Genomic DNA, 20102 nt, shown 5'->3' with positions numbered 1-20102 from the left:
GTGGGAACGGTAGGGAAAGGCAGGGAGGAAGGGAACAAGTGGCCGAGGGGGGGCTGGCGAGGGGACGTGAACGTGAAGTACTTGACGTTAGGTGTGGGGTTGGCGCTGGCGTGCGGAGGTCCGCTTCCATCCCCGCCGGCGACGGCCCGGATTCCCGTCGTCGACACGCTGCACGGGGTCGCGTTCACCGACGACTACCGGTGGCTGGAGGACCAGGAGAGCGCGGAGACCCGGGCCTGGATCGCCGAGCAGAACGCCTACGCGGAACAGATCGTGGGCGAAGCGCCGCTGCGGGCGGAACTGGAGGGACGCCTCCGCGAGCTGATGGACATGCCCGGGGCGATCTTCCCGCGCCGGGCGGGGGAGTACGAGTACTTCTCCTTCCGGAAGCCGGGCCGGGAGGTGGGGGCGATCTACCGCCGGCCGGCGCCACCCCCTCCGGAAGACGGGCGCCGGGGTGGGCCCGTCGATTCGGAGGGCGAGTTCGAGGTCGTCATCGATCCGCTGGAGTTTCGGCCCGACGGCACGACCAGCGTGGACATCCAGGACTTCTCCCCCGACGGCCAGCTCATGCTCTACGGCATCCGGGACGGCGGTCGCGACGAGCGGGAGTTCCGCGTCCGCGACCTGGAGGGCGGCGAGGACCTGCCCGACCGCCTGCCGACCTACCTGTACGGCAACATCTCCTTCGATCCGGAAGGGGACGGCTTCTACTACAGCCGCCGGTCGCGGGAGACGGGCGCACGGATCCGGTACCACCGGCTGGGGACGGACATGGAGGAGGACGAGGAGTTGTTCGGGGAGGGGCACGGGCCGGAGCGGTTCGTCAACTTCTCACTGGGCGGCGATGGCCGGTGGCTCGTGTACACCGTGCAGCACGGCTGGGCGCGGACCGACGTCTACCTGCACGACCTCCGCTCCGGGGCGGGGCCCGCCCCGCTCATCGTCGGCGCCCCCGCGCGCTTCAGCACCCGCTTCGTCGAGGACGAACTCTTCCTGCTCACGAACCTGGATGCGCCGAGGAACCGTCTGCTCGCGGTGGACCCCGAGAACCCCGACCCGGACCCGGCCGCGTGGCGGGAGGTGCTGCCCGAGGCCGACGACCTCCTGACCGGATACCGGCTCATCGGCGACGATCTGTACGCCGACTACCTGCGCGACGTGAGCAGCCGGATCGTGCGCTACGACATGGCCGGGACGCGGACGGGCGAGATCCCCGTGCCCGAACATCACGTGGTCACGCTGCGCGAGTGGGGGGAAGGGCGCGCGCTCCTCACGCTGACGTCGCTCCTCACGCCGTCGCACATCGTCGAAATCGACCTCGAGACGATGGGGATTGAACCGTGGCTCCCCTCCGAGGTCCCATTCGACGGGTCGGAGTACGAGGTGCGGCAGGTCTGGTACACCTCCGCCGACGGGACCGAGGCCCCGATGTACGTCGCGCACCGCCGAGGGCTGGAACCCGGCGGGTCCGCGCCCACGCTCCTCTACGGGTACGGCGGCTTCAACGTGAACCTGCTGCCCCGTTTCGACGCGCGCGCCGCTGTGTGGATGGAGCGGGGCGGCGTCTACGCCATCGCGACGCTGCGGGGCGGGGGCGAGTTCGGCGAGGAGTGGCACCGGGACGGGATGCTGGAGAACAAGCCGAACGTGTTCGCCGATTTCATCGCTGCGGCCGAGTGGCTGGTCGAGAACGGCTACACGAACTCCGATCGTCTCGCGATCCGGGGCGGCAGCAACGGGGGCCTGCTCGTCGGGAGCGCGCTCACCAAGCGGCCGGACCTCTTCCGCGCCGTCTTCTGCGGCTTCCCCGACCTGGACATGGTCCGCTTCTTCCAGTTCAAGGACACGAACAACATGCCGGCCCTGCTCGAGTACGGGAACGCGGCGGTGGCCGAGGAGTTCGAGGTTCTCCGCACCTTCTCACCCTACCAGAACGTGCGCGACGGCGTCGACTATCCCGCGGTCATGCTCACGCAGGGGGATCTCGACACGCGCGTGCCCCCGCTGCAGGCCCGCAAGATGACGGCCCGCCTCCAGGCCGCCTCGACATCGGGTCTGCCGGTGATCCTCGACTACGATCCGCGCGCGGGCCACGCGGGTGGCCGCACGTTCAGCCGCAACGTGCGGAACACGGCCATGGAACTGGCTTTCCTGCTCCAGCAGTTGGACGCTTCCGGAAGCTGAGCCTTATCGAGCGAGTTTCAGGCCGCGGGCCTCGAAGCGGCGGAAATCTCCCTCGTCGGTCGTGGCCAGCCGCGCCCTCCGGCCAAGCGCCGCCGCCGCAATCATGCAATCGGGCAGAGATCCACGCCGCCGCCCGGACTCGTTGAAGAGACGTGCGGCTACGGCGGCATCGCTCCCGGTGAAATCGATACGGGGACCCACGATACCATCGGCCACTCGCTGCTCGGATGCGGTGAGCGGGCCGCACAGGAACTCCGCCCACGCGACCGCGTTCATGCCGACATTTTGATTCGCGGCAACCCAAGCCGACAGCGCGCGATCCTCTGATGATCCGGCACTCAGCGCCCGGATCAAGAAACCAGTATCGAGATGGATCATTCGCCGCGCGCCTCGTGCGCCGGAGGGGATATCGTCCAGGCACGGCGTTCGGCCTGGACCTCTCGTACCCACTGGTCAAGATCCACTCCCCGGCTCCGAACGCTGTCCTGAAGCTGCCGAAGCGCCGCCAGCGGCCCATCGGCGACGCTCTCATCCCTTGCGGCGGCCGCTTTGATCGCGCGGCGCACCACTTCCGACTTGGAAGTGTTCCAGCGCGACGCCAGCTCTTCGAGCGTCCGCACGGTTTCCACATCGAGCGAGTACGTTGATTTGATGGTTGTAGTGGCCATAACGCCGAGGATATGGCCATACTACACGCGCGTCAAGCCACCCGGGAACCCGTTGCGGCGTCATGCGCTACAGGCGGATATCATTCATCGCGAGAGAATCGACCCATGCCGAACCTGGCGCTGCGAGGGATTCCCGCAGACCTGCATCGAGAGCTCAGGGAGGCGGCGATCCGCAACCACCGCAGCCTGAACGGGGAAATCATGGCGAGGCTGAGCGCCTCGGTGCGCCCCGCGCCGGTCGATGTCGAAGCTCTCCTTCATCGAATACAGCTCCGACATGAGGCGCTCGCGACTCTCGACCTGAGCGAAGACAACCTTCGACGGCTCCGGGACGCCGGACGGCCATGATCGTCGTCGACACCAACGTCATGGTGCATCTGGTCGTTGGCGGGACGGACGGCGCGGCCGCGGCCAGGCTCTTCCGGAGGGACCCGGAATGGGCGCCGCCGGCCCTCCTGATGAGCGAGCTGAGAAACGTCCTGGTCGGCTGCGTGCGGGAAGCTACCATGACCCCCGATCAGAGCAAGGCGATGTTGGACGACGCGGCCTCGGTTCTGGGCGACCGCCTGGCCACCGTGTCGGGCGCACAGGTCATCGACGTCGCCCTCGAGTGCGGCCTCACCGCCTACGACGCCGAGTTCGTGGCCATAGCGCGTACGCTCGGTGTCCGCTTGGCTACTCTGGACCGGAAGATCCGCGGGGCGCACCGGATGTGGCGCTTCGCCTTGCGCGTCTGTCCGGCCTTTAGGACGACGTCACCGCGCTCCGAGTTTGTTAGTCCTCGGGGCGACGCTCGTTCAATTCAAGCGGGCTTGACTGAGGTACTTGTGTCGAACTGCATCCGCCACCTCCCTCAACCGAGAGCTCGTTGGGTGAGCTACACGCGCGTCCTCCGCAACTTCATCGAGCTCCTCCAGAAGGCCACGTCGATCCTCGAATGGAATCAGCATGCCCCAGCGGTCAAGCCATGCAACGTTCTGGGTGAGATAAACGTGATAGGGATAGCGATCCCGATGGCCGATCCGGTTGATGAGATCCATAAGAATCTCTTCGCCCTCTGCGCGGCAGTCCACGGCCTCCTCAAGGCTACCGGCCAAGATCGCCTCCTTGAGCCAAAGATGTCCCTTAGTAGTTAACACTTGCTCATGGTCCGGCATGAGAGCTTCAGCAGTTGCCAGGTGTGGCCGTCCATATTCAGGCTGCCCAAATTCGATCTCGAGGTTGGCGTATTGCAGCCAAAAAAAGCCATCCCCACGTGATGCTTCGGAATTTGCTTCGTAGATCTCCCGCACCATGTCAACGTTTGCCCTGAATCGGCTATGAATCTTCGCGTGTCGGATGAGTTTCACGAACAACCTCCAATTCCGTCCTCGCCGTCCCGTCCCCCCGTACACATCGTGCGCCAACGTCCCGAGCAATCGCTTGTATGCAACGACCAAGTCCTCTCGTTCAGCAACCTGCGCGACCACGTGCTCAGCGATCAGCGAATGTCGCGCGATAATTCGGTCGAGTCTTGGAGGCCGATGCAACAATCCACGTAGATTCCGACTCAAGAAATTGACCCGGATCCTGCGATCGTGGGCGCGGGGCTCGTCCGGGAGGGCGGCCGTAGCCGGGCCGTGGAGGCCTTGACGATAGTGAGATCATAGTTTCGGACTATGGAAAAGCACCGCCCGGGGCCCTACGTTCAGAGGGACTGAACAAGAGTTCACCCCGGAACGGAGGACACCCGAATGGTGCGTGGAAACGACTATACCGGACCGCGCCCGCACGTGCAAGGATCGGCGGCCGCGCTGAGGGTCCGCGGGGGCGGCGGGCGGATCACCGACGCGGGCGGCCTCGTCGTGGTTCGGAAGCTGTGGGACGCGCTGGGGCTGGGCGGCTGGATCGACCGGCGGAGCGGGAACGTCCCCGGCCGCTACCGGCCATCGCTCATGGTCGAGTCGTGGGTGGTGCTGCTCCTGTACGGCGGCGGGGCGATGGACGACCTGCCGCTTCTGGAGCGGCGGGGCGTGCGCCGCATCTTCGGCTGGGCGCGGGTGCCGCACCCGGCCACGTTCGGGCGCTGGTTGCGGGGTTCGGCGGCCGTGCTGTCGCCGCTTCTGGACGAGCTGTTGTGGCGGATGGTGCGGCGGCGCTGGGAGCTGGCCGGCGGGGCGCCCCGGTCGGCGACGATCGTCATGGACTCGACCGTCGTGGTGCGCTACGGGCTGAAGCAGGCCGGGGCGGAGCGGGGCTACAACCCGAAGAAGCGGGGCCGCCCCTCGCACCACCCCCTTCTGGCCTACGTCCTGGAGACGGGCGACTGCCTCGGGGTGCGCTGGCGGCCGGGGGGCGCGCACACGGCCCGGGGGGCGGAGGCGTGGCTGGCCGAGCTGGTGGCCCGCCTGAGGGGGGCGGGGGTGCGGCGGATCACCGTGCGGCTGGACAAGGGGTTCTTCTCCAAGTCCATCGCGCGGCGCATGGAGGAGCTCGGCGTGTCCTATCTGCTCAAGGTGCCGCGGCACGCCTGGCTCGACGGCTTCCGGGGCGCCTGGGAGACCGCCGCCCGGGACGAGGCCGGGGACCGGGAACTGAGGACGGCCTCCGGCGAGCTGTGGGGGACGCGGCTTCTCTCGGTCGAGAGGCGGAGACGGGTCGGGCCGGACGAGGGAGAACTCGATCTCGCGGCGTGGGAGACCACGATGAGCGCCGACGTTCTGACCAACATCGGGAGCATCGGCCCCGTCGAGGCGTGGCGCGCCTACAACGCGGGCGCGGTCGTCGAGCAGCGGATCGAGGAGTTGGGCCAGCTCTCGGCCGGCCGCACCGCGGTGGACGACCTCGGCGGCAACGCCCTGCTGTGGAGCCTCGCCGTGCTCGCCTACCAACTCCTCCACATCCTGCGCGCGAACTTCCTCGGCGGCCGCTGGCGCGCCGTGCAGCCGCGCGGCATCCGGCTGCGCCTGCTGCGCGCCCCCGCCAGGATCACCTCCCACGCCCGCCGAACCTCGCTCGGGTTCGCGCGCGCCGAACCGGCCCTCGGCCTCCTGCGACCGGCGCTCCGGGCCATCGAGCGGGGTCTCCCGCCGCCCGCGCCCGCCTAAATCTGACCGGCCCCAACTCCGGCTTTCCGAAGGCGCCGCGCGGCGGCGCCCACTCCCCGTGTCTCCGCGAGCCGTTCGGGACCCCTCCCGAGCCCCGCCGGCCCTCCGCCGAGGCCCGGTCCGGCCCCGAAAACGCCACCGCCCGCGCCAAGTCGCCACAACCGCCGGTCATAATCGCCCTCAGGCCGCCCGACTATGCGCCAACGCAGGATCCGGGATTGAGTGTCGATGCCGGACTCGCTTCTGAACACGCAAGGAATTGATCGAGACTTATGTGCATCCGTTCGGCCGTAGCCAGAGCCGCACAAAGGTATAAGATCCGCGGCTCGGCTTCTTGAATGTCATCGAATTCACTCCGAATAATGTCATCAAATCCACGACCTCGCGTAGCTTCGCGCATCGCGACTAGGATCTGTTTGTCCGCGCGTTCTTGAAATTCCTGGACTCGGGCATGATGTGGCAGCGGTCCGAGTCTTCCAAGCTGCTGGTGCGTATCGAGTTTCTCGATGAGTGTCTCGATGTCCGCGTCAGAGAGGTCAGGAATGTCGATCAGGCGCACATTCGGTTGCTCCAGCAAATCTCGGAGTTCTCGTTGGAAGAGATTGTATCGCGAAGCCAACACTATCACCGGTGGCACCTGCATAGTGGACAGTCGCTCTATGAGTTTCCGAAGCTGGTATCCCATGAGATCGGCGTTGTCCATCACTAGAACTGATCCCGGATCCTGCGATCGTGGGCGCGGGGCTCGTCCGGGAGGGCGGCCGTAGCCGGGCCGTGGAGGCCTTGACGATAGTGAGATCATAGTTTCGGACTATGGAAAAGCACCGCCCGGGGCCCTACGTTCAGAGGGACTGAACAAGAGTTCACCCCGGAACGGAGGACACCCGAATGGTGCGTGGAAACGACTATACCGGACCGCGCCCGCACGTGCAAGGATCGGCGGCCGCGCTGAGGGTCCGCGGGGGCGGCGGGCGGATCACCGACGCGGGCGGCCTCGTCGTGGTTCGGAAGCTGTGGGACGCGCTGGGGCTGGGCGGCTGGATCGACCGGCGGAGCGGGAACGTCCCCGGCCGCTACCGGCCATCGCTCATGGTCGAGTCGTGGGTGGTGCTGCTCCTGTACGGCGGCGGGGTGATGGACGACCTGCCGCTTCTGGAGCGGCGGGGCGTGCGCCGCATCTTCGGCTGGGCGCGGGTGCCGCACCCGGCCACGTTCGGGCGCTGGTTGCGGGGTTCGGCGGCCGTGCTGTCGCCGCTTCTGGACGAGCTGTTGTGGCGGATGGTGCGGCGGCGCTGGGAGATGGCCGGCGGGGCGCCGCGGTCGGCGACGATCGTCATGGACTCGACCGTCGTGGTGCGCTACGGGCTGAAGCAGGCCGGGGCGGAGCGGGGCTACAACCCGAAGAAGCGGGGCCGCCCCTCGCACCACCCCCTTCTGGCCTACGTCCTGGAGACGGGCGACTGCCTCGGGGTGCGCTGGCGGCCGGGGGGCGCGCACACGGCCCGGGGGGCGGAGGCGTGGCTGGCCGGGCTGGTGGCCCGCCTGAGGGGGGCGGGGGTGCGGCGGATCACCGTGCGGCTGGACAAGGGGTTCTTCTCCAAGTCCATCGCGCGGCGCATGGAGGAGCTCGGCGTGTCCTATCCGCTCAAGGTGCCGCGGCACGCCTGGCTCGACGGCTTCCGGGGCGCCTGGGAGACCGCCGCCCGGGACGAGGCCGGGGACCGGGAGCTGAGGACCGCCTCCGGCGAGCTGTGGGGCACGCGGCTTCTCTCGGTCGAGAGGCGGAGACGGGTCGGGCCGGACGAGGGAGAACTCGATCTCGCGGCGTGGGAGACCACGATGAGCGCCGACGTTCTGACCAACATCGGGAGCATCGGCCCCGTCGAGGCGTGGCGCGCCTACAACGCGGGCGCGGTCGTCGAGCAGCGGATCGAGGAGCTGGGCCAGCTCTCGGCCGGCCGCACCGCGGTGGACGACCTCGGCGGCAACGCCCTGCTCTGGAGCCTCGCCGTGCTCGCCTACCAACTCCTCCACATCCTGCGCGCGAACTTCCTCGGCGGCCGCTGGCGCGCCGTGCAGCCGCGCGGCATCCGGCTGCGCCTGCTGCGCGCGCCCGCCAGGATCACCTCCCACGCTCGCCGAACCTCGCTCGGGTTCGCGCGCGCCGACCCGGCCCTCGGTCTCCTGCGGCGGAGCCTCCGGACCATCGAGCGGGGTCTCCCGCTGCCCGCGCCCGCCTAAATCTGACCGCCCCCAACTCCGGCTTTCCGAAGGCGCCGCGCGGCGGCGCCCACTCCCCGTGTCTCCGCGAGCCGTTCGGGACCCCTCCCGAGCCCCGCCGGCCCTCCGCCGAGGCCCGGTCCGGCCCCGAAAACGCCACCGCCCGCGCCAAGTCGCCACAACCGCCGGTCATAATCGCCCTCAGGCCGCCCGACTATGCGCCAACGCAGGATCCGGGCTGATTTGTCGCCGAAGGCTCGTAGACCATTATATACGTCATCGTACGCCGGACGGTCATAACCTTCGGAGAAAAAGACGTGGTGGCCATCACGGCGAAGGGAATGGGCGACACGCTTAAGCATGGTACTCTTCCCGGCCCCGCCCGCTCCCAAGACGGCCAGCGCGTGCAGCTGAGATTCGTCGGAGAGGGCCTCGTGGACTGCGTCTAGCAGGGAAGTCGTAGATTCTCGGGGAGCGTCGAACTCAGCGGCGATGTCGTGCCACGTTGGAGGTGCGCCGAGAAAAAACGTCTTGGGGTGACCCGCGAGTAGCGTCGTCGTGTCGGGAACTCGGGGGAACGCGGCTAGGAAGTGGGGTAGCGCTTGTTCGATCACCACGTGATCGAACGGGCGATCCAGTATCTCCATGTCCTCGGGTACGAGGCGCCGCAATACGGTGGTCCGCTGCTCGTGCGGGTGTGTGTTCGATAGCCACCGCAGGAAGTCTTCTGCGGTAGCGGGAACGTGTCGGATGTTCAAGGAGTGGAGGAGATCGAGGCGAGGTGGTGGGACGGTCGGAGCGACAAGGAATGATCGAGGCCGTTCCTCCGAGTTCTCACCACGGGCCTCACGGGCTACGATAGCCTGCCAGAACATTGGTTCCTGGAGCTCGGTCCCAATGAACACGGTTGGGTGAAGCACGTACTCCCGAACAAAATGGTCATACCAGCGATCGTGAGAACTGGTTTGCCGAGCGTACTGTCGCGGAGAAAACGTGAGCTGATCAACCCGGATCCTGCGATCGTGGGCGCGGGGCTCGTCCGGGAGGGCGGCCGTAGCCGGGCCGTGGAGGCCTTGACGATAGTGAGATCATAGTTTCGGACTATGGAAAAGCACCGCCCGGGGCCCTACGTTCAGAGGGACTGAACAAGAGTTCACCCCGGAACGGAGGACACCCGAATGGTGCGTGGAAACGACTATACCGGACCGCGCCCGCACGTGCAAGGATCGGCGGCCGCGCTGAGGGTCCGCGGGGGCGGCGGGCGGATCACCGACGCGGGCGGCCTCGTCGTGGTTCGGAAGCTGTGGGACGCGCTGGGGCTGGGCGGCTGGATCGACCGGCGGAGCGGGAACGTCCCCGGCCGCTACCGGCCATCGCTCATGGTCGAGTCGTGGGTGGTGCTGCTCCTGTACGGCGGCGGGGTGATGGACGACCTGCCGCTTCTGGAGCGGCGGGGCGTGCGCCGCATCTTCGGCTGGGCGCGGGTGCCGCACCCGGCCACGTTCGGGCGCTGGTTGCGGGGTTCGGCGGCCGTGCTGTCGCCGCTTCTGGACGAGCTGTTGTGGCGGATGGTGCGGCGGCGCTGGGAGCTGGCCGGCGGGGCGCCGCGGTCGGCGACGATCGTCATGGACTCGACCGTCGTGGTGCGCTACGGGCTGAAGCAGGCCGGGGCGGAGCGGGGCTACAACCCGAAGAAGCGGGGCCGCCCCTCGCACCACCCCCTTCTGGCCTACGTCCTGGAGACGGGCGACTGCCTCGGGGTGCGCTGGCGGCCGGGGGGCGCGCACACGGCCCGGGGGGCGGAGGCGTGGCTGGCCGGGCTGGTGGCCCGCCTGAGGGGGGCGGGGGTGCGGCGGATCACCGTGCGGCTGGACAAGGGGTTCTTCTCCAAGTCCATCGCGCGGCGCATGGAGGAGCTCGGCGTGTCCTATCCGCTCAAGGTGCCGCGGCACGCCTGGCTCGACGGCTTCCGGGGCGCCTGGGAGACCGCCGCCCGGGACGAGGCCGGGGACCGGGAGCTGAGGACGGCCTCCGGCGAGCTGTGGGGCACGCGGCTTCTCTCGGTCGAGAGGCGGAGACGGGTCGGGCCGGACGAGGGAGAACTCGATCTCGCGGCGTGGGAGACCACGATGAGCGCCGACGTTCTGACCAACATCGGGAGCATCGGCCCCGTCGAGGCGTGGCGCGCCTACAACGCGGGCGCGGTCGTCGAGCAGCGGATCGAGGAGCTGGGCCAGCTCTCGGCCGGCCGCACCGCGGTGGACGACCTCGGCGGCAACGCCCTGCTCTGGAGCCTCGCCGTGCTCGCCTACCAACTCCTCCACATCCTGCGCGCGAACTTCCTCGGCGGCCGCTGGCGCGCCGTGCAGCCGCGCGGCATCCGGCTGCGCCTGCTGCGCGCGCCCGCCAGGATCACCTCCCACGCTCGCCGAACCTCGCTCGGGTTCGCGCGCGCCGACCCGGCCCTCGGTCTCCTGCGGCGGAGCCTCCGGACCATCGAGCGGGGTCTCCCGCCGCCCGCACCCGCCTGACCGGTCCCAACCCCGGCCTTCCGAAGGCGCCGCGCGGCGGCGCCCACTCCCCGTGTCTCCGCGAGCCGTTCGGGACCCCTCCCGAGCCCCGCCGGCCCTCCGCCGAGGCCCGGTCCGGCCCCGAAAACGCCACCGCCCGCGCCAAGTCGCCACAACCGCCGGTCATAATCGCCCTCAGGCCGCCCGACTATGCGCCAACGCAGGATCCGGGATCAAGCCGTAACTTCAAACAACCATTGAGTTTAATGTATTGGATCGACTCGAGAAACGAATCACGGTCCCGGTAGTCGGCAATAGGAGCAGTGTGAACGGACAACGGAACGGTATCAACGCGTTGAGAATATATGGTTTCTACAAGGTCATCGACGTTCGTCGTGTATATCCGATACCACCAGACGCGTAACAGATTATCCCGGATCCTGCGATCGTGGGCGCGGGGCTCGTCCGGGAGGGCGGCCGTAGCCGGGCCGTGGAGGCCTTGACGATAGTGAGATCATAGTTTCGGACTATGGAAAAGCACCGCCCGGGGCCCTACGTTCAGAGGGACTGAACAAGAGTTCACCCCGGAACGGAGGACACCCGAATGGTGCGTGGAAACGACTATACCGGACCGCGCCCGCACGTGCAAGGATCGGCGGCCGCGCTGAGGGTCCGCGGGGGCGGCGGGCGGATCACCGACGCGGGCGGCCTCGTCGTGGTTCGGAAGCTGTGGGACGCGCTGGGGCTGGGCGGCTGGATCGACCGGCGGAGCGGGAACGTCCCCGGCCGCTACCGGCCATCGCTCATGGTCGAGTCGTGGGTGGTGCTGCTCCTGTACGGCGGCGGGGTGATGGACGACCTGCCGCTTCTGGAGCGGCGGGGCGTGCGCCGCATCTTCGGCTGGGCGCGGGTGCCGCACCCGGCCACGTTCGGGCGCTGGTTGCGGGGTTCGGCGGCCGTGCTGTCGCCGCTTCTGGACGAGCTGTTGTGGCGGATGGTGCGGCGGCGCTGGGAGATGGCCGGCGGGGCGCCGCGGTCGGCGACGATCGTCATGGACTCGACCGTCGTGGTGCGCTACGGGCTGAAGCAGGCCGGGGCGGAGCGGGGCTACAACCCGAAGAAGCGGGGCCGCCCCTCGCACCACCCCCTTCTGGCCTACGTCCTGGAGACGGGCGACTGCCTCGGGGTGCGCTGGCGGCCGGGGGGCGCGCACACGGCCCGGGGGGCGGAGGCGTGGCTGGCCGGGCTGGTGGCCCGCCTGAGGGGGGCGGGGGTGCGGCGGATCACCGTGCGGCTGGACAAGGGGTTCTTCTCCAAGTCCATCGCGCGGCGCATGGAGGAGCTCGGCGTGTCCTATCCGCTCAAGGTGCCGCGGCACGCCTGGCTCGACGGCTTCCGGGGCGCCTGGGAGACCGCCGCCCGGGACGAGGCCGGGGACCGGGAGCTGAGGACGGCCTCCGGCGAGCTGTGGGGCACGCGGCTTCTCTCGGTCGAGAGGCGGAGACGGGTCGGGCCGGACGAGGGAGAACTCGATCTCGCGGCGTGGGAGACCACGATGAGCGCCGACGTTCTGACCAACATCGGGAGCATCGGCCCCGTCGAGGCGTGGCGCGCCTACAACGCGGGCGCGGTCGTCGAGCAGCGGATCGAGGAGCTGGGCCAGCTCTCGGCCGGCCGCACCGCGGTGGACGACCTCGGCGGCAACGCCCTGCTCTGGAGCCTCGCCGTGCTCGCCTACCAACTCCTCCACATCCTGCGCGCGAACTTCCTCGGCGGCCGCTGGCGCGCCGTGCAGCCGCGCGGCATCCGGCTGCGCCTGCTGCGCGCGCCCGCCAGGATCACCTCCCACGCTCGCCGAACCTCGCTCGGGTTCGCGCGCGCCGACCCGGCCCTCGGTCTCCTGCGGCGGAGCCTCCGGACCATCGAGCGGGGTCTCCCGCCGCCCGCCCCCGCCTGACCGGTCCCAACCCCGGCCTTCCGAAGGCGCCGCGCGGCGGCACCCACTCCCCGTGTCTCCGCGAGCCGTTCGGGACCCCTCCCGAGCCCCGCCGGCCCTCCGCCGAGACCCGGTCCGGCCCCGAAAACGCCACCGCCCGCGCCAAGTCGCCACAACCGCCGGTCATAATCGCCCTCAGGCCGCCCGACTATGCGCCAACGCAGGATCCGGGATTATGATACCAATCAGGGACGTCCGTGACGGACAACAGACTCCTGAACAACGAGCGAAGAGACGCTTGAGGCTGCCCGGAAGAAAGGCAGGACTCAAATATTTCGCCGAGATCTGAGCCATCACCGTCGTAGACCTCGGAATAGCCACGCCAAGCTCAAAGTTCAGCGGCCAATCGGTCTGCCGTTGGGACAGGATCGCCCCGGCGGTTGGAAGCCGCACAAGAGAATCCGGCGCCCAAGAAGAGGATGGCGTTGTTGCGTTGGAAGGCGCGCAAGAGGAAACGTTGGTCAGTGTCGCTTAGCATAAGCTGAATTCGCCCGTTGGGTGGTAAAGGTCATGAAACGCGGCATCACTCTAGAAGCTTGAAGACACCATCGGCGGCGTCGCTGTAAAACTCGATGTTGAGCTTCGTCCAGATGTCATCCGGGAGGTTCATCAACTCGCGGCGCGCGGTGACGGGGAGGAGAAGGACGGAGGCCCCCTTGTCCACGGCGAGTTCGGCGATCGCGACTGGATCTGCCAGTTGGTCGAGGGAGCCGCCGAGGTTCAGTGGGCCGGTGACGATCGCGGCGCCGCGGGTGCCCCGATTGAGGAGTGCTCCGACGAAGGCGGTAAGGACGGGTACGCCCAGGTGAGTGCCGGACGTGTCCGCGTCGAAGGGGCGGAGCTGCACGGTGTATTCGTGGGACCTAGCGTTGCGGTCGCCGATGAGGACGGTGGCTTGGGCGTAGAGATTCTGCTCGGCCACCCTCATACTTTCGCGGAACGCGGGCGGGACGGGATGGTTGAGGATCCGGATGCCACTACCCGGTCCCTCGGTGACCTCAATCCGGTAGAGACCCGGCCCGGTCTCGGCAAGGCCGGGCCCGATGGCCCACACCTGTCCAGGGGGCAGGGGGTCGGGGTCGATCGCCTCGTCGCTGTGGAGTTCGGGAGTGGCGACGAACTGTTCGGTGCCGTCTACGCCGAGGGTGAACGAGAAGTGCGTGTTCCGGAACTCGGCCTTGAGGCAGCGCTTCTGCTGCTCCTTCACGCGACGTCGCGACTCCAGCGCGAGTCGGACGATCCACTCGAGATCCTCGTCTTCGATCTCCATGTCCGGGTCGGGGAAGATCAGCTTGATGAGTCCCGAGACGGTCTTGTGAACCGCCTCGATGTCGCGGCCGGAGAGGGCGCCACCCCAGAAAACGCGGTTCTGGATCCTGGGGAGGCGCGACTGCGGGCGGAGGCCGGTCCAGCAGGCGCTCAGGAAGTCGCTCACGAGGCCGAAGTGGTCGGTGAGGTGTTCCCTGGGATTGAGCTTCGGGAAATCCCAGCCCGGGGCGTAGGCGTGGATCCGGTCGTGGAACGCCGTGTCGTCGCGCATCTGCTTGGGGAGCGGGCTCAGGAGGTGCCCGATGCGCTGCTGCTGCTCGACCGAGACGTTGAAGTTGCCGACCATCACCATGCCGCCCTCGGCGCGGATGCTCTCCTTGCCGCGGCTGAACTCCCCCGACGCCATGTAGCCCTTCATGATGTTGACGCCGTCCTTCTGGTCGAACGAGACGCCGGCGATCTCGTCGAAGCACACGATGTCGTAATGGCACACGAGGCCGCGCTGCCCGTTCGCCATGTTGACGAACATCTTGGCGACCGTCGCCTTCCCGCCCGAGATGAGGTGGGAGAAGGGGGAGAGCTGCTGGTAGACGTGGCTCTTGCCGGTTCCGCGCGGTCCCAGCTCGACGAGGTTGTAGTTGCGCTCGACGAACGGGACGAGCCGCAGCAGGACCACCCGCTTGGCGCGGTCGTCCAAGGTGTCGGGCTCAAGGCCGGTCGAGCGGAGGAGGAAGTCGATCCATTCCCCGGTTGTGAAGTGGCGGCGGCCGCGGGCCAGCACGTCCAGCACGTTCGGATTCGACATCTGTATGGGGCGCAGCGCCTGGATGCCGAAGGGGCGGCCGTTCCGCTCCAACGCGATCACGGGATCGTATTCGAGCGTCACCTCCGCATAGAAGCCGTCGGCCAGCATGCGATGGTTCTCGGTGACGAGGCGGGTACCGATGCGCGCGTCCCGGAGCGTGAGACTCGGCAGCTCGGCGAGGTAGCAGTCGTTCTTCGCATCGAGGCGGGCGCGTATGATGTCGATGAGTCGGACGGTGCCTTCCTCCCGGGCCCTGGACTTGAAGATCTCCTGCTCGGCGGCGCGGATCGTGCGGCCATCGAGCTGCTTCTCCACGATCGACAGGCCTTCCTCGATCTCCGCTTCGTCCACGCTTGCGCAGTAGCGGCCGAGGAGGAACTCGACGACGTAGGTCGGCACCGGGTACTGGCGGGCGTAGCGCCGCACAAGATCCTTGCGCACCAAGTAGCCCGGGAACGCCTCGTTCGCCGTGACGTCCATCGTGTCCAGTTGAATCCCGGCTTCGCTCACGCGGGCTCCCGCCTCGGTCATGAGTTCTCTCCCACACGGCGGAATCGCTCAGCGGAATCGCTCGTGAGCGATTTGTGGGCTTGATTGATCGCGGAATCGCTCAGCCGAATCGCCGTCATGCGTTTTCTCCCACACGGGTGGGCTGCTGGGAAAGTATACGGCCATCGGCGTCGGTGACGACGAGGACGAGAGCCGCTTCCTCATGCTCATCGCCGGCCAGCACGAGGCTCACCGATCCGTCTTCCTGTACCGGCTTGGTCGCCGCGGCCACCGAGGCTCCCGAGGGGCTCCCGAGCCGCAGATCGGCGGTCACGGTTCCACCTCGGACGGCGACCTCGACGAGGCAGCGCAGGCGGCGCCAAGTGATCGAGCGGATGGTGGCCGCCATGTCGCTCCCCGCGGCGCGTTCCACGCGGATGTCGGGGATCAGACATTCCTGGATGCTCAGGCCGCCGTGGGCGTACTCGTCCCGCTTGCTGAAACACGCGATCCCGGGCGGCGTCGCGAACCACTCGCTCGCGTTCCAATGCCATGGGTGGCGCGGCACATTCGGCGTGGCGTCGCCGGAGATGACGGCGCACCGAGCCCATTTGGACTCGGTGAGGTGCTTGGGAAGCTGCACCATCGGAAGGCCGCCGGGCAGCCAGAGCCAGCCGTGGTCCGTGACGATGCGCACGGAGCGCCAACCCGCGTCGAGCAGGCGCACGATGCGCTCGGCGAGTTCGTCCAACTCCTCGTCGACCAGGCGGGCGAAGGTCGCGGCCTCGTGATCGTGGCCGAACTTGTCGATCTTGCCGGCCTCCAACCAACCGCAGGCACCCGCCGCCAGCGGCAAGTCGAGCGTGCCGTCACCGACGATCTGGTAGCCGCGTGCCTTCATCGTTCTGCGGAGTTCGCTAGCGAGTGCGGGGCGGGGCGGGCGCTGGCCGCCGTCAGTGTGGACTGCGGGCCGGAAGTCGGGGCCCAACACGTCTCCCTCGACAAGGTCGGCCACCGGGGTGACGGCGGGTTTGCCGGTTGCCGTAACGGTGGGGATCGCCGCCCAGCGGTGACTCGCGGAGACCTCGCAGCCGCGGCGTTCCAGTCGGTCGGCAAGGTCCCGGCCCAGTTCGTAGCGCAGCCCGTCCACGAAGACGAGGCACTCGTCCGCCCGCGCCTCGACGAGAGGCTGCCCACCGCGGTGGGGAAGAGATGTCCGCCCCACGGCGTCCCGGAAGGCCGTCGCCGTGTCCCGTAGCCAAGGCTCCAGCAGGTGTTTGACGGTGGAGACGATCAATGCGAGGTCGGTGCCCGAGGCCGGGGCGAGCGCCGCGCGGGCGTGGGCGTCGGCCCGCCAACCGGTGTCCGCGTAGGCGGTGGCGATGTCGTCCGGCGCGGCCCCGCCGATGGCGCTCCGGGTCGCGGCGGCGAGACCCGCCAGCGGGGCCAGCGCGGTGGCCAGCGGAGAACGTCCGAGTCGCGCCCACACCCAGTCTCGGCGGTGGCCGTGCGCGGCCTCCAGCGCCAGCACCGCATCGCGCGCCTCGTCGGCCGGGCGCTGCGGCAAGGTCGAGAGCGCCTCCCGCACCTCGTCTTCGTCCTCGTCGTTGAGGTCGGGCCAGCGCTCCCGGTCGAAGGCGAGCTCGCCCACCGGGCGGCTGCGGCGCAGGAGTGCCTCGACCCCCGGATACGTCTCCGGCGCCTCCGCGTAGCGGTCCCAAACAGTTGCCCACGGGCCGCGTCCCTCGCCGAGCCGAGCACCGGCGGCCACATCCGCCTCGCGGCCGGGGTCGAAGTCCAGCTTGTCCTCGCATTGCTGGCGGAAGGCGGCCCATTCGGCGTCGCCCAGGCGGGCGCGCGTCGCGTCGGGGTGGTCCATCCAGCGCAGCAGGTCGCGCCGGAAGTCGCCCACCAGCATCTCGTTGAAGTCGTCCGCGTCGAGGCGACGTCCGCGCAGTTGGGCGACGGGCCTCAAAGCCACCTCCGCCAACGCGCCGCGCAGCGCGTCGAGCGTCGTGCGGTCTCCGGCGATGTCGAGCCCGACCTCCTTGGGAGAACCCAGGAACGCGGCCACCGTCCAGTCCCGGCCGTTGGGGTGATGCCAGAGGACGCCCCGGTACATCAGCTCGACCAGCGGTCGCACCTCCTCCGTACACTGCTCGCCCGCCCGCAGATCGCCGCGTTCGAACCCCGGCAGATGGAGGATCGGGATCCGCGCGAACGGCCCCGGCGCGCCCGCTCTGGGAGAGCCATCCTTAGCGGGCCGCCCCCCGGGCGGCTCGATCGTCCCGTCCACCACGCAACGGAGCCAGATTGCCGGTCCCATGCGGGCTTTCGGGGCGTAGCCGCCCAGCGTAAACAGCTCGGGCATCCGGTTCCGCAGGACGGGGAGCAACCGCTCCCACTCCCGGTTCGCATCGGGCCACAGGATCGCGCACGGACGGGTCTGGCCGTCCGACGCCGCGTCCCGGGCGCGCAGGCTGCCGACTAGCCGGTCGAGCGGCGTGGAATTCCGGTCAGCTGCGTCCGTAACACGCATGACGTGGTCCTCGTTCGGCATCTCCGCCCCCGCAGCAACGTGACGGGGAACATAACGCGTAACAACGTGTTTGCGGTGATGAGCAGCAACGCTTCGCCGGAGGCGATACCAGCTTTCGTGGATCGTAAACCGGGCGTAGCTTGAAGAGTCTTCCGGCTTGGCCGCGTCGCACGGAACCACGGCAGGGAGACCGCACGAGCAAGGAGAATCATGGCTGAACGCTTGATGAACGTCCTCAGAGGCGCCGGGTCAATCCTTGATATCTGGCCCCTTCCCGAGAGGTTCGAGGAGTTGTCGCCCCACGACGCAGAGGAGATGTTCCGTCGTAGCTGGTACGAGACCGGCGCGGCGCTCCGCCGCGCCATGAACGAGGTTGACCTTGACCCGGAACCGGAAGAAGAAACGCCGGAAGAAGCAACGGCGTAGACGGCAGCAAAAGGCCCCCGCGAAGAGTCCCGGAACAGCCCCCATCCACACGAGTGATCGTACCCCCGGCGTCGCGGGTGAATCGACCGTTTCGGAGGGGGACACCACCAGCCCCGCAGGGAAGATCGTAGCCCGAAGCGAATCGGTTCAGATCGAGAAGATCGAGGGGCCGATTCCCCCACCCTGGATATTGAAGGAGTACGAATCCATCCTTCCCGGTTCTGCTGACAGGATCGTCTCGATGGTGGAGGGTCTCGCGGAGCACAAGCGCGAGTTCGAGAATCGAGCCCTCGGGGGCTCCATCGACGCGCATAAGCGAGGACAGGTGCTCGGAGCTGGCGTCGTGTTCCTCGCGTTCCTCATCGGCGGGATAGCCTTGGTCACGGGACATGCGGATTTCGCGAGTGATTTGGTGGGCCGAACGCTCGTCATACTTGCGGCGATCTTCGTCCTCGGCAGGGTCCCAAGGTGGTTCAATGCCTGGAGAGTGCCGTCGCCGTCGGAGTCCAATCACGACAAGAGCGACTGACCGGTTCACGTTCACCCTCGGTCGATGAGTTCGGCCGCTGGTTCCGACCGCGTCGCCCTTTTGGTTCAGGCATTCGGACTAGCTTAGCCCGGGTCATTCGAGCGGGTTCGCGGCGAAGATCGTGAGCATCAGCTCCGTCTCGCCGAGCAGGCGGTAGACGGGGCGCTTCCCGGAGTGCGCCTCGCTGCGCCGCAGCAGCACGCCCACCCCTTCGCCCCGGCGGTCCATGAGCGTGTGGCGCGTCGTGTCGAGCCCGGCGATGCCGCCCGGTACGGGGATCCGGGACAGGAGGCTCGCGACCGCTTCGTTTCGCGTCGCCTGGCGGTGCGGGAGCATGTCCAGTTCGAGCGTGTTCGCCAGACCCCCCGGCGAATGCAACTCGATGCGGTCGGAGAAGAGCCGCAGACGGATCTTGGACCCGTGGATCGAGTAATCGCGGTGCGCCACGGCGTTCACCACCGCCTCGAAGACGGAGGTGAGGTCGTACTGGGGGATGTCCGTGCGGCCGATCGTCTTAATGCCCCGCACCTTCTGGTTCCGGGTCACGAACCGGCAGGCCCCGGCGATCTGCGCGTCCAGCGGGCCCGTGATGTCCTCCGCGTCCAGCTGGTAGATCGAAGCGTTCAGCGCGTCCGGGACATCCCGCCCATGGTACGCCACCGCCTGAATCCAGGCGTTGCGGAGCCACCGCTCGGGGCGTCGCGCGCAGAGGAGGACGCCCGCGACCGTGGGGGCGTACCCGCCAGCATCCGTCCGGGTCGCGATGCCCAGCTTGCGGGCGAGGGTGAGGCGATCGTCGTCGCTGCGCTCCGTGCGGAAGCGGTCGATCAACGCCGGATCCAGATCCTCGAACGCGGCGCTCCCCACGGGTTGCTCGTCGAATCCGGCGAGCCCGGACCGGCTTCGAAGCGTGAAGAGACGGGCAAGCTCCTCGGGACGCATCTCCCGCTTCGAGCTTCCCACACGGCGGAAGTACCCCGACGGGCTCCGGTGGACGAACGGACTGCGCGGTACCACGACGCCAAGAACGAACCTGAGTTGGTCGTCCGGGCCCGGAAGCTCCAGCCGCCTCGTCACGACATCCAGGGGAGGGTCGACGGAATCTCTCGCGATCTCGACGACGTAGCGCTCCGCAACGTCAAGTCTGTCCAGGGGGATGCCGGTGACCTCGCGGGTCGTGTCGCTTACGCCAAGCACCAGTTCGCCGCCGCGCGCGTTGGCGAAGGCCGCCATCTCGTTAGCAAGCGAATCGCGCCGCGGGCCCTTGATCTCCCGGCCCGCGAAGACGACCTCCTTGAGTTCGAGGAAGGAATCCTCGCCAGCGCGGATCTTCCTCAACAGCGTGGTGGCTGGATCAGGCATGGCGACGTCCCCGGAA

Annotated in this window: 15 protein-coding genes; 9 read left to right on the top strand and 6 right to left on the bottom strand. The window is 68.4% G+C overall.

What is annotated here, in order from left to right:
* The first annotated feature begins 72 nt into the window (after positions 1 to 72).
* A complete protein-coding gene (locus tag ACPXY0_RS12890) occupies positions 73 to 2187 on the top strand; it encodes a prolyl oligopeptidase family serine peptidase (protein WP_423925173.1) in 2115 nt (704 codons plus the stop codon).
* A 3-nt stretch (positions 2188 to 2190) separates the two neighbouring features.
* Here the strand turns inward: ACPXY0_RS12890 and ACPXY0_RS12885 are convergent, their stop codons facing one another.
* Together ACPXY0_RS12885 and ACPXY0_RS12880 are read right to left on the bottom strand one after the other, a co-directional pair.
* The gene (locus tag ACPXY0_RS12885) at positions 2191 to 2565 is read right to left on the bottom strand and encodes a type II toxin-antitoxin system VapC family toxin (RefSeq protein WP_423925171.1); all 375 of its coding nucleotides are present in this window, start codon (positions 2563 to 2565) and stop codon (positions 2191 to 2193) included.
* Positions 2562 to 2855: a ribbon-helix-helix protein, CopG family gene (locus ACPXY0_RS12880; RefSeq protein ID WP_423925169.1), complete on the bottom strand. Its 294-nt coding sequence runs from the start codon at positions 2853 to 2855 to the stop codon at positions 2562 to 2564. The genes ACPXY0_RS12885 and ACPXY0_RS12880 overlap by 4 nt, the downstream gene beginning before the upstream one ends.
* A 105-nt stretch (positions 2856 to 2960) precedes the next feature.
* Here ACPXY0_RS12880 and ACPXY0_RS12875 point away from each other — a divergent pair, with 105 nt between their 5' ends.
* The 3 genes from ACPXY0_RS12875 (at position 2961) to ACPXY0_RS12865 (ending at position 5941) form a co-directional block, all read left to right on the top strand.
* The gene (locus tag ACPXY0_RS12875; RefSeq protein WP_423925167.1) at positions 2961 to 3203 is read left to right on the top strand and encodes a FitA-like ribbon-helix-helix domain-containing protein; all 243 of its coding nucleotides are present in this window, start codon (positions 2961 to 2963) and stop codon (positions 3201 to 3203) included.
* Positions 3200 to 3991, top strand: coding sequence for a type II toxin-antitoxin system VapC family toxin (locus tag ACPXY0_RS12870; RefSeq protein ID WP_423925165.1), 792 nt, complete (start codon positions 3200 to 3202; stop codon positions 3989 to 3991). Before ACPXY0_RS12875 ends, ACPXY0_RS12870 begins: the two co-directional genes overlap by 4 nt.
* A 597-nt stretch (positions 3992 to 4588) precedes the next feature.
* On the top strand, positions 4589 to 5941 hold the full coding sequence (locus tag ACPXY0_RS12865; protein ID WP_423924679.1) for an IS1380 family transposase: 1353 nt from the start codon (positions 4589 to 4591) through the stop codon (positions 5939 to 5941).
* Positions 5942 to 6134: 193 nt separating this feature from the next.
* On the opposite strand, the gene ACPXY0_RS12860 is transcribed toward ACPXY0_RS12865, so the two are convergent.
* Positions 6135 to 6644 (bottom strand): hypothetical protein, encoded by a 510-nt coding sequence (locus tag ACPXY0_RS12860; protein ID WP_423925163.1) that lies wholly within the window; start codon positions 6642 to 6644, stop codon positions 6135 to 6137.
* 185 nt (positions 6645 to 6829) lie between these two features.
* Here ACPXY0_RS12860 and ACPXY0_RS12855 point away from each other — a divergent pair, with 185 nt between their 5' ends.
* The 3 genes from ACPXY0_RS12855 to ACPXY0_RS12845 all read left to right on the top strand — a co-directional run bounded on the left by ACPXY0_RS12855 (position 6830) and on the right by ACPXY0_RS12845 (position 12628).
* Entirely contained in the window at positions 6830 to 8182 is a 1353-nt protein-coding gene (locus tag ACPXY0_RS12855; RefSeq protein WP_423925161.1) for an IS1380 family transposase, read from the top strand.
* A 1157-nt stretch (positions 8183 to 9339) separates the two neighbouring features.
* Positions 9340 to 10692, top strand: coding sequence for an IS1380 family transposase (locus ACPXY0_RS12850; RefSeq protein ID WP_423925159.1), 1353 nt, complete (start codon positions 9340 to 9342; stop codon positions 10690 to 10692).
* A gap of 583 nt (positions 10693 to 11275) precedes the next feature.
* On the top strand, positions 11276 to 12628 hold the full coding sequence (locus ACPXY0_RS12845; RefSeq protein WP_423925157.1) for an IS1380 family transposase: 1353 nt from the start codon (positions 11276 to 11278) through the stop codon (positions 12626 to 12628).
* A 562-nt stretch (positions 12629 to 13190) separates the two neighbouring features.
* Here the strand turns inward: ACPXY0_RS12845 and brxL are convergent.
* Together brxL and pglZ are read right to left on the bottom strand one after the other, a co-directional pair.
* Positions 13191 to 15272 (bottom strand): BREX system Lon protease-like protein BrxL, encoded by a 2082-nt coding sequence (gene brxL, locus ACPXY0_RS12840; protein ID WP_423925155.1) that lies wholly within the window; start codon positions 15270 to 15272, stop codon positions 13191 to 13193.
* Between the two features lie 94 nt (positions 15273 to 15366).
* Positions 15367 to 17769 carry a BREX-1 system phosphatase PglZ type B gene (gene pglZ / locus ACPXY0_RS12835; RefSeq protein ID WP_423925153.1) on the bottom strand — a complete coding sequence of 801 codons (2403 nt, stop codon included), beginning with the start codon at positions 17767 to 17769 and terminating at the stop codon, positions 15367 to 15369.
* 210 nt (positions 17770 to 17979) lie between these two features.
* Here pglZ and ACPXY0_RS12830 point away from each other — a divergent pair, with 210 nt between their 5' ends.
* Together ACPXY0_RS12830 and ACPXY0_RS12825 are read left to right on the top strand one after the other, a co-directional pair.
* Positions 17980 to 18195: a hypothetical protein gene (locus tag ACPXY0_RS12830; RefSeq protein ID WP_423925151.1), complete on the top strand. Its 216-nt coding sequence runs from the start codon at positions 17980 to 17982 to the stop codon at positions 18193 to 18195.
* Entirely contained in the window at positions 18149 to 18724 is a 576-nt protein-coding gene (locus tag ACPXY0_RS12825) for a DUF2335 domain-containing protein (protein ID WP_423925149.1), read from the top strand. The genes ACPXY0_RS12830 and ACPXY0_RS12825 overlap by 47 nt, the downstream gene beginning before the upstream one ends.
* Before the next feature lie 93 nt (positions 18725 to 18817).
* Here ACPXY0_RS12825 and ACPXY0_RS12820 read toward each other — a convergent pair whose 3' ends face one another.
* Positions 18818 to 20086, bottom strand: a complete 1269-nt coding sequence (locus ACPXY0_RS12820; RefSeq protein WP_423925147.1) for an ATP-binding protein — start codon at positions 20084 to 20086, stop codon at positions 18818 to 18820.
* Between the last annotated feature and the right edge of the window lie 16 nt (positions 20087 to 20102).

Source organism: Candidatus Palauibacter sp. (genome assembly GCF_965237495.1).
Taxonomy (GTDB): Bacteria; Gemmatimonadota; Gemmatimonadetes; order Palauibacterales; family Palauibacteraceae; genus Palauibacter.
Note: the sequence above shows the minus strand (reverse complement) of the source record. Positions and strands in the feature narration are given on the sequence as shown.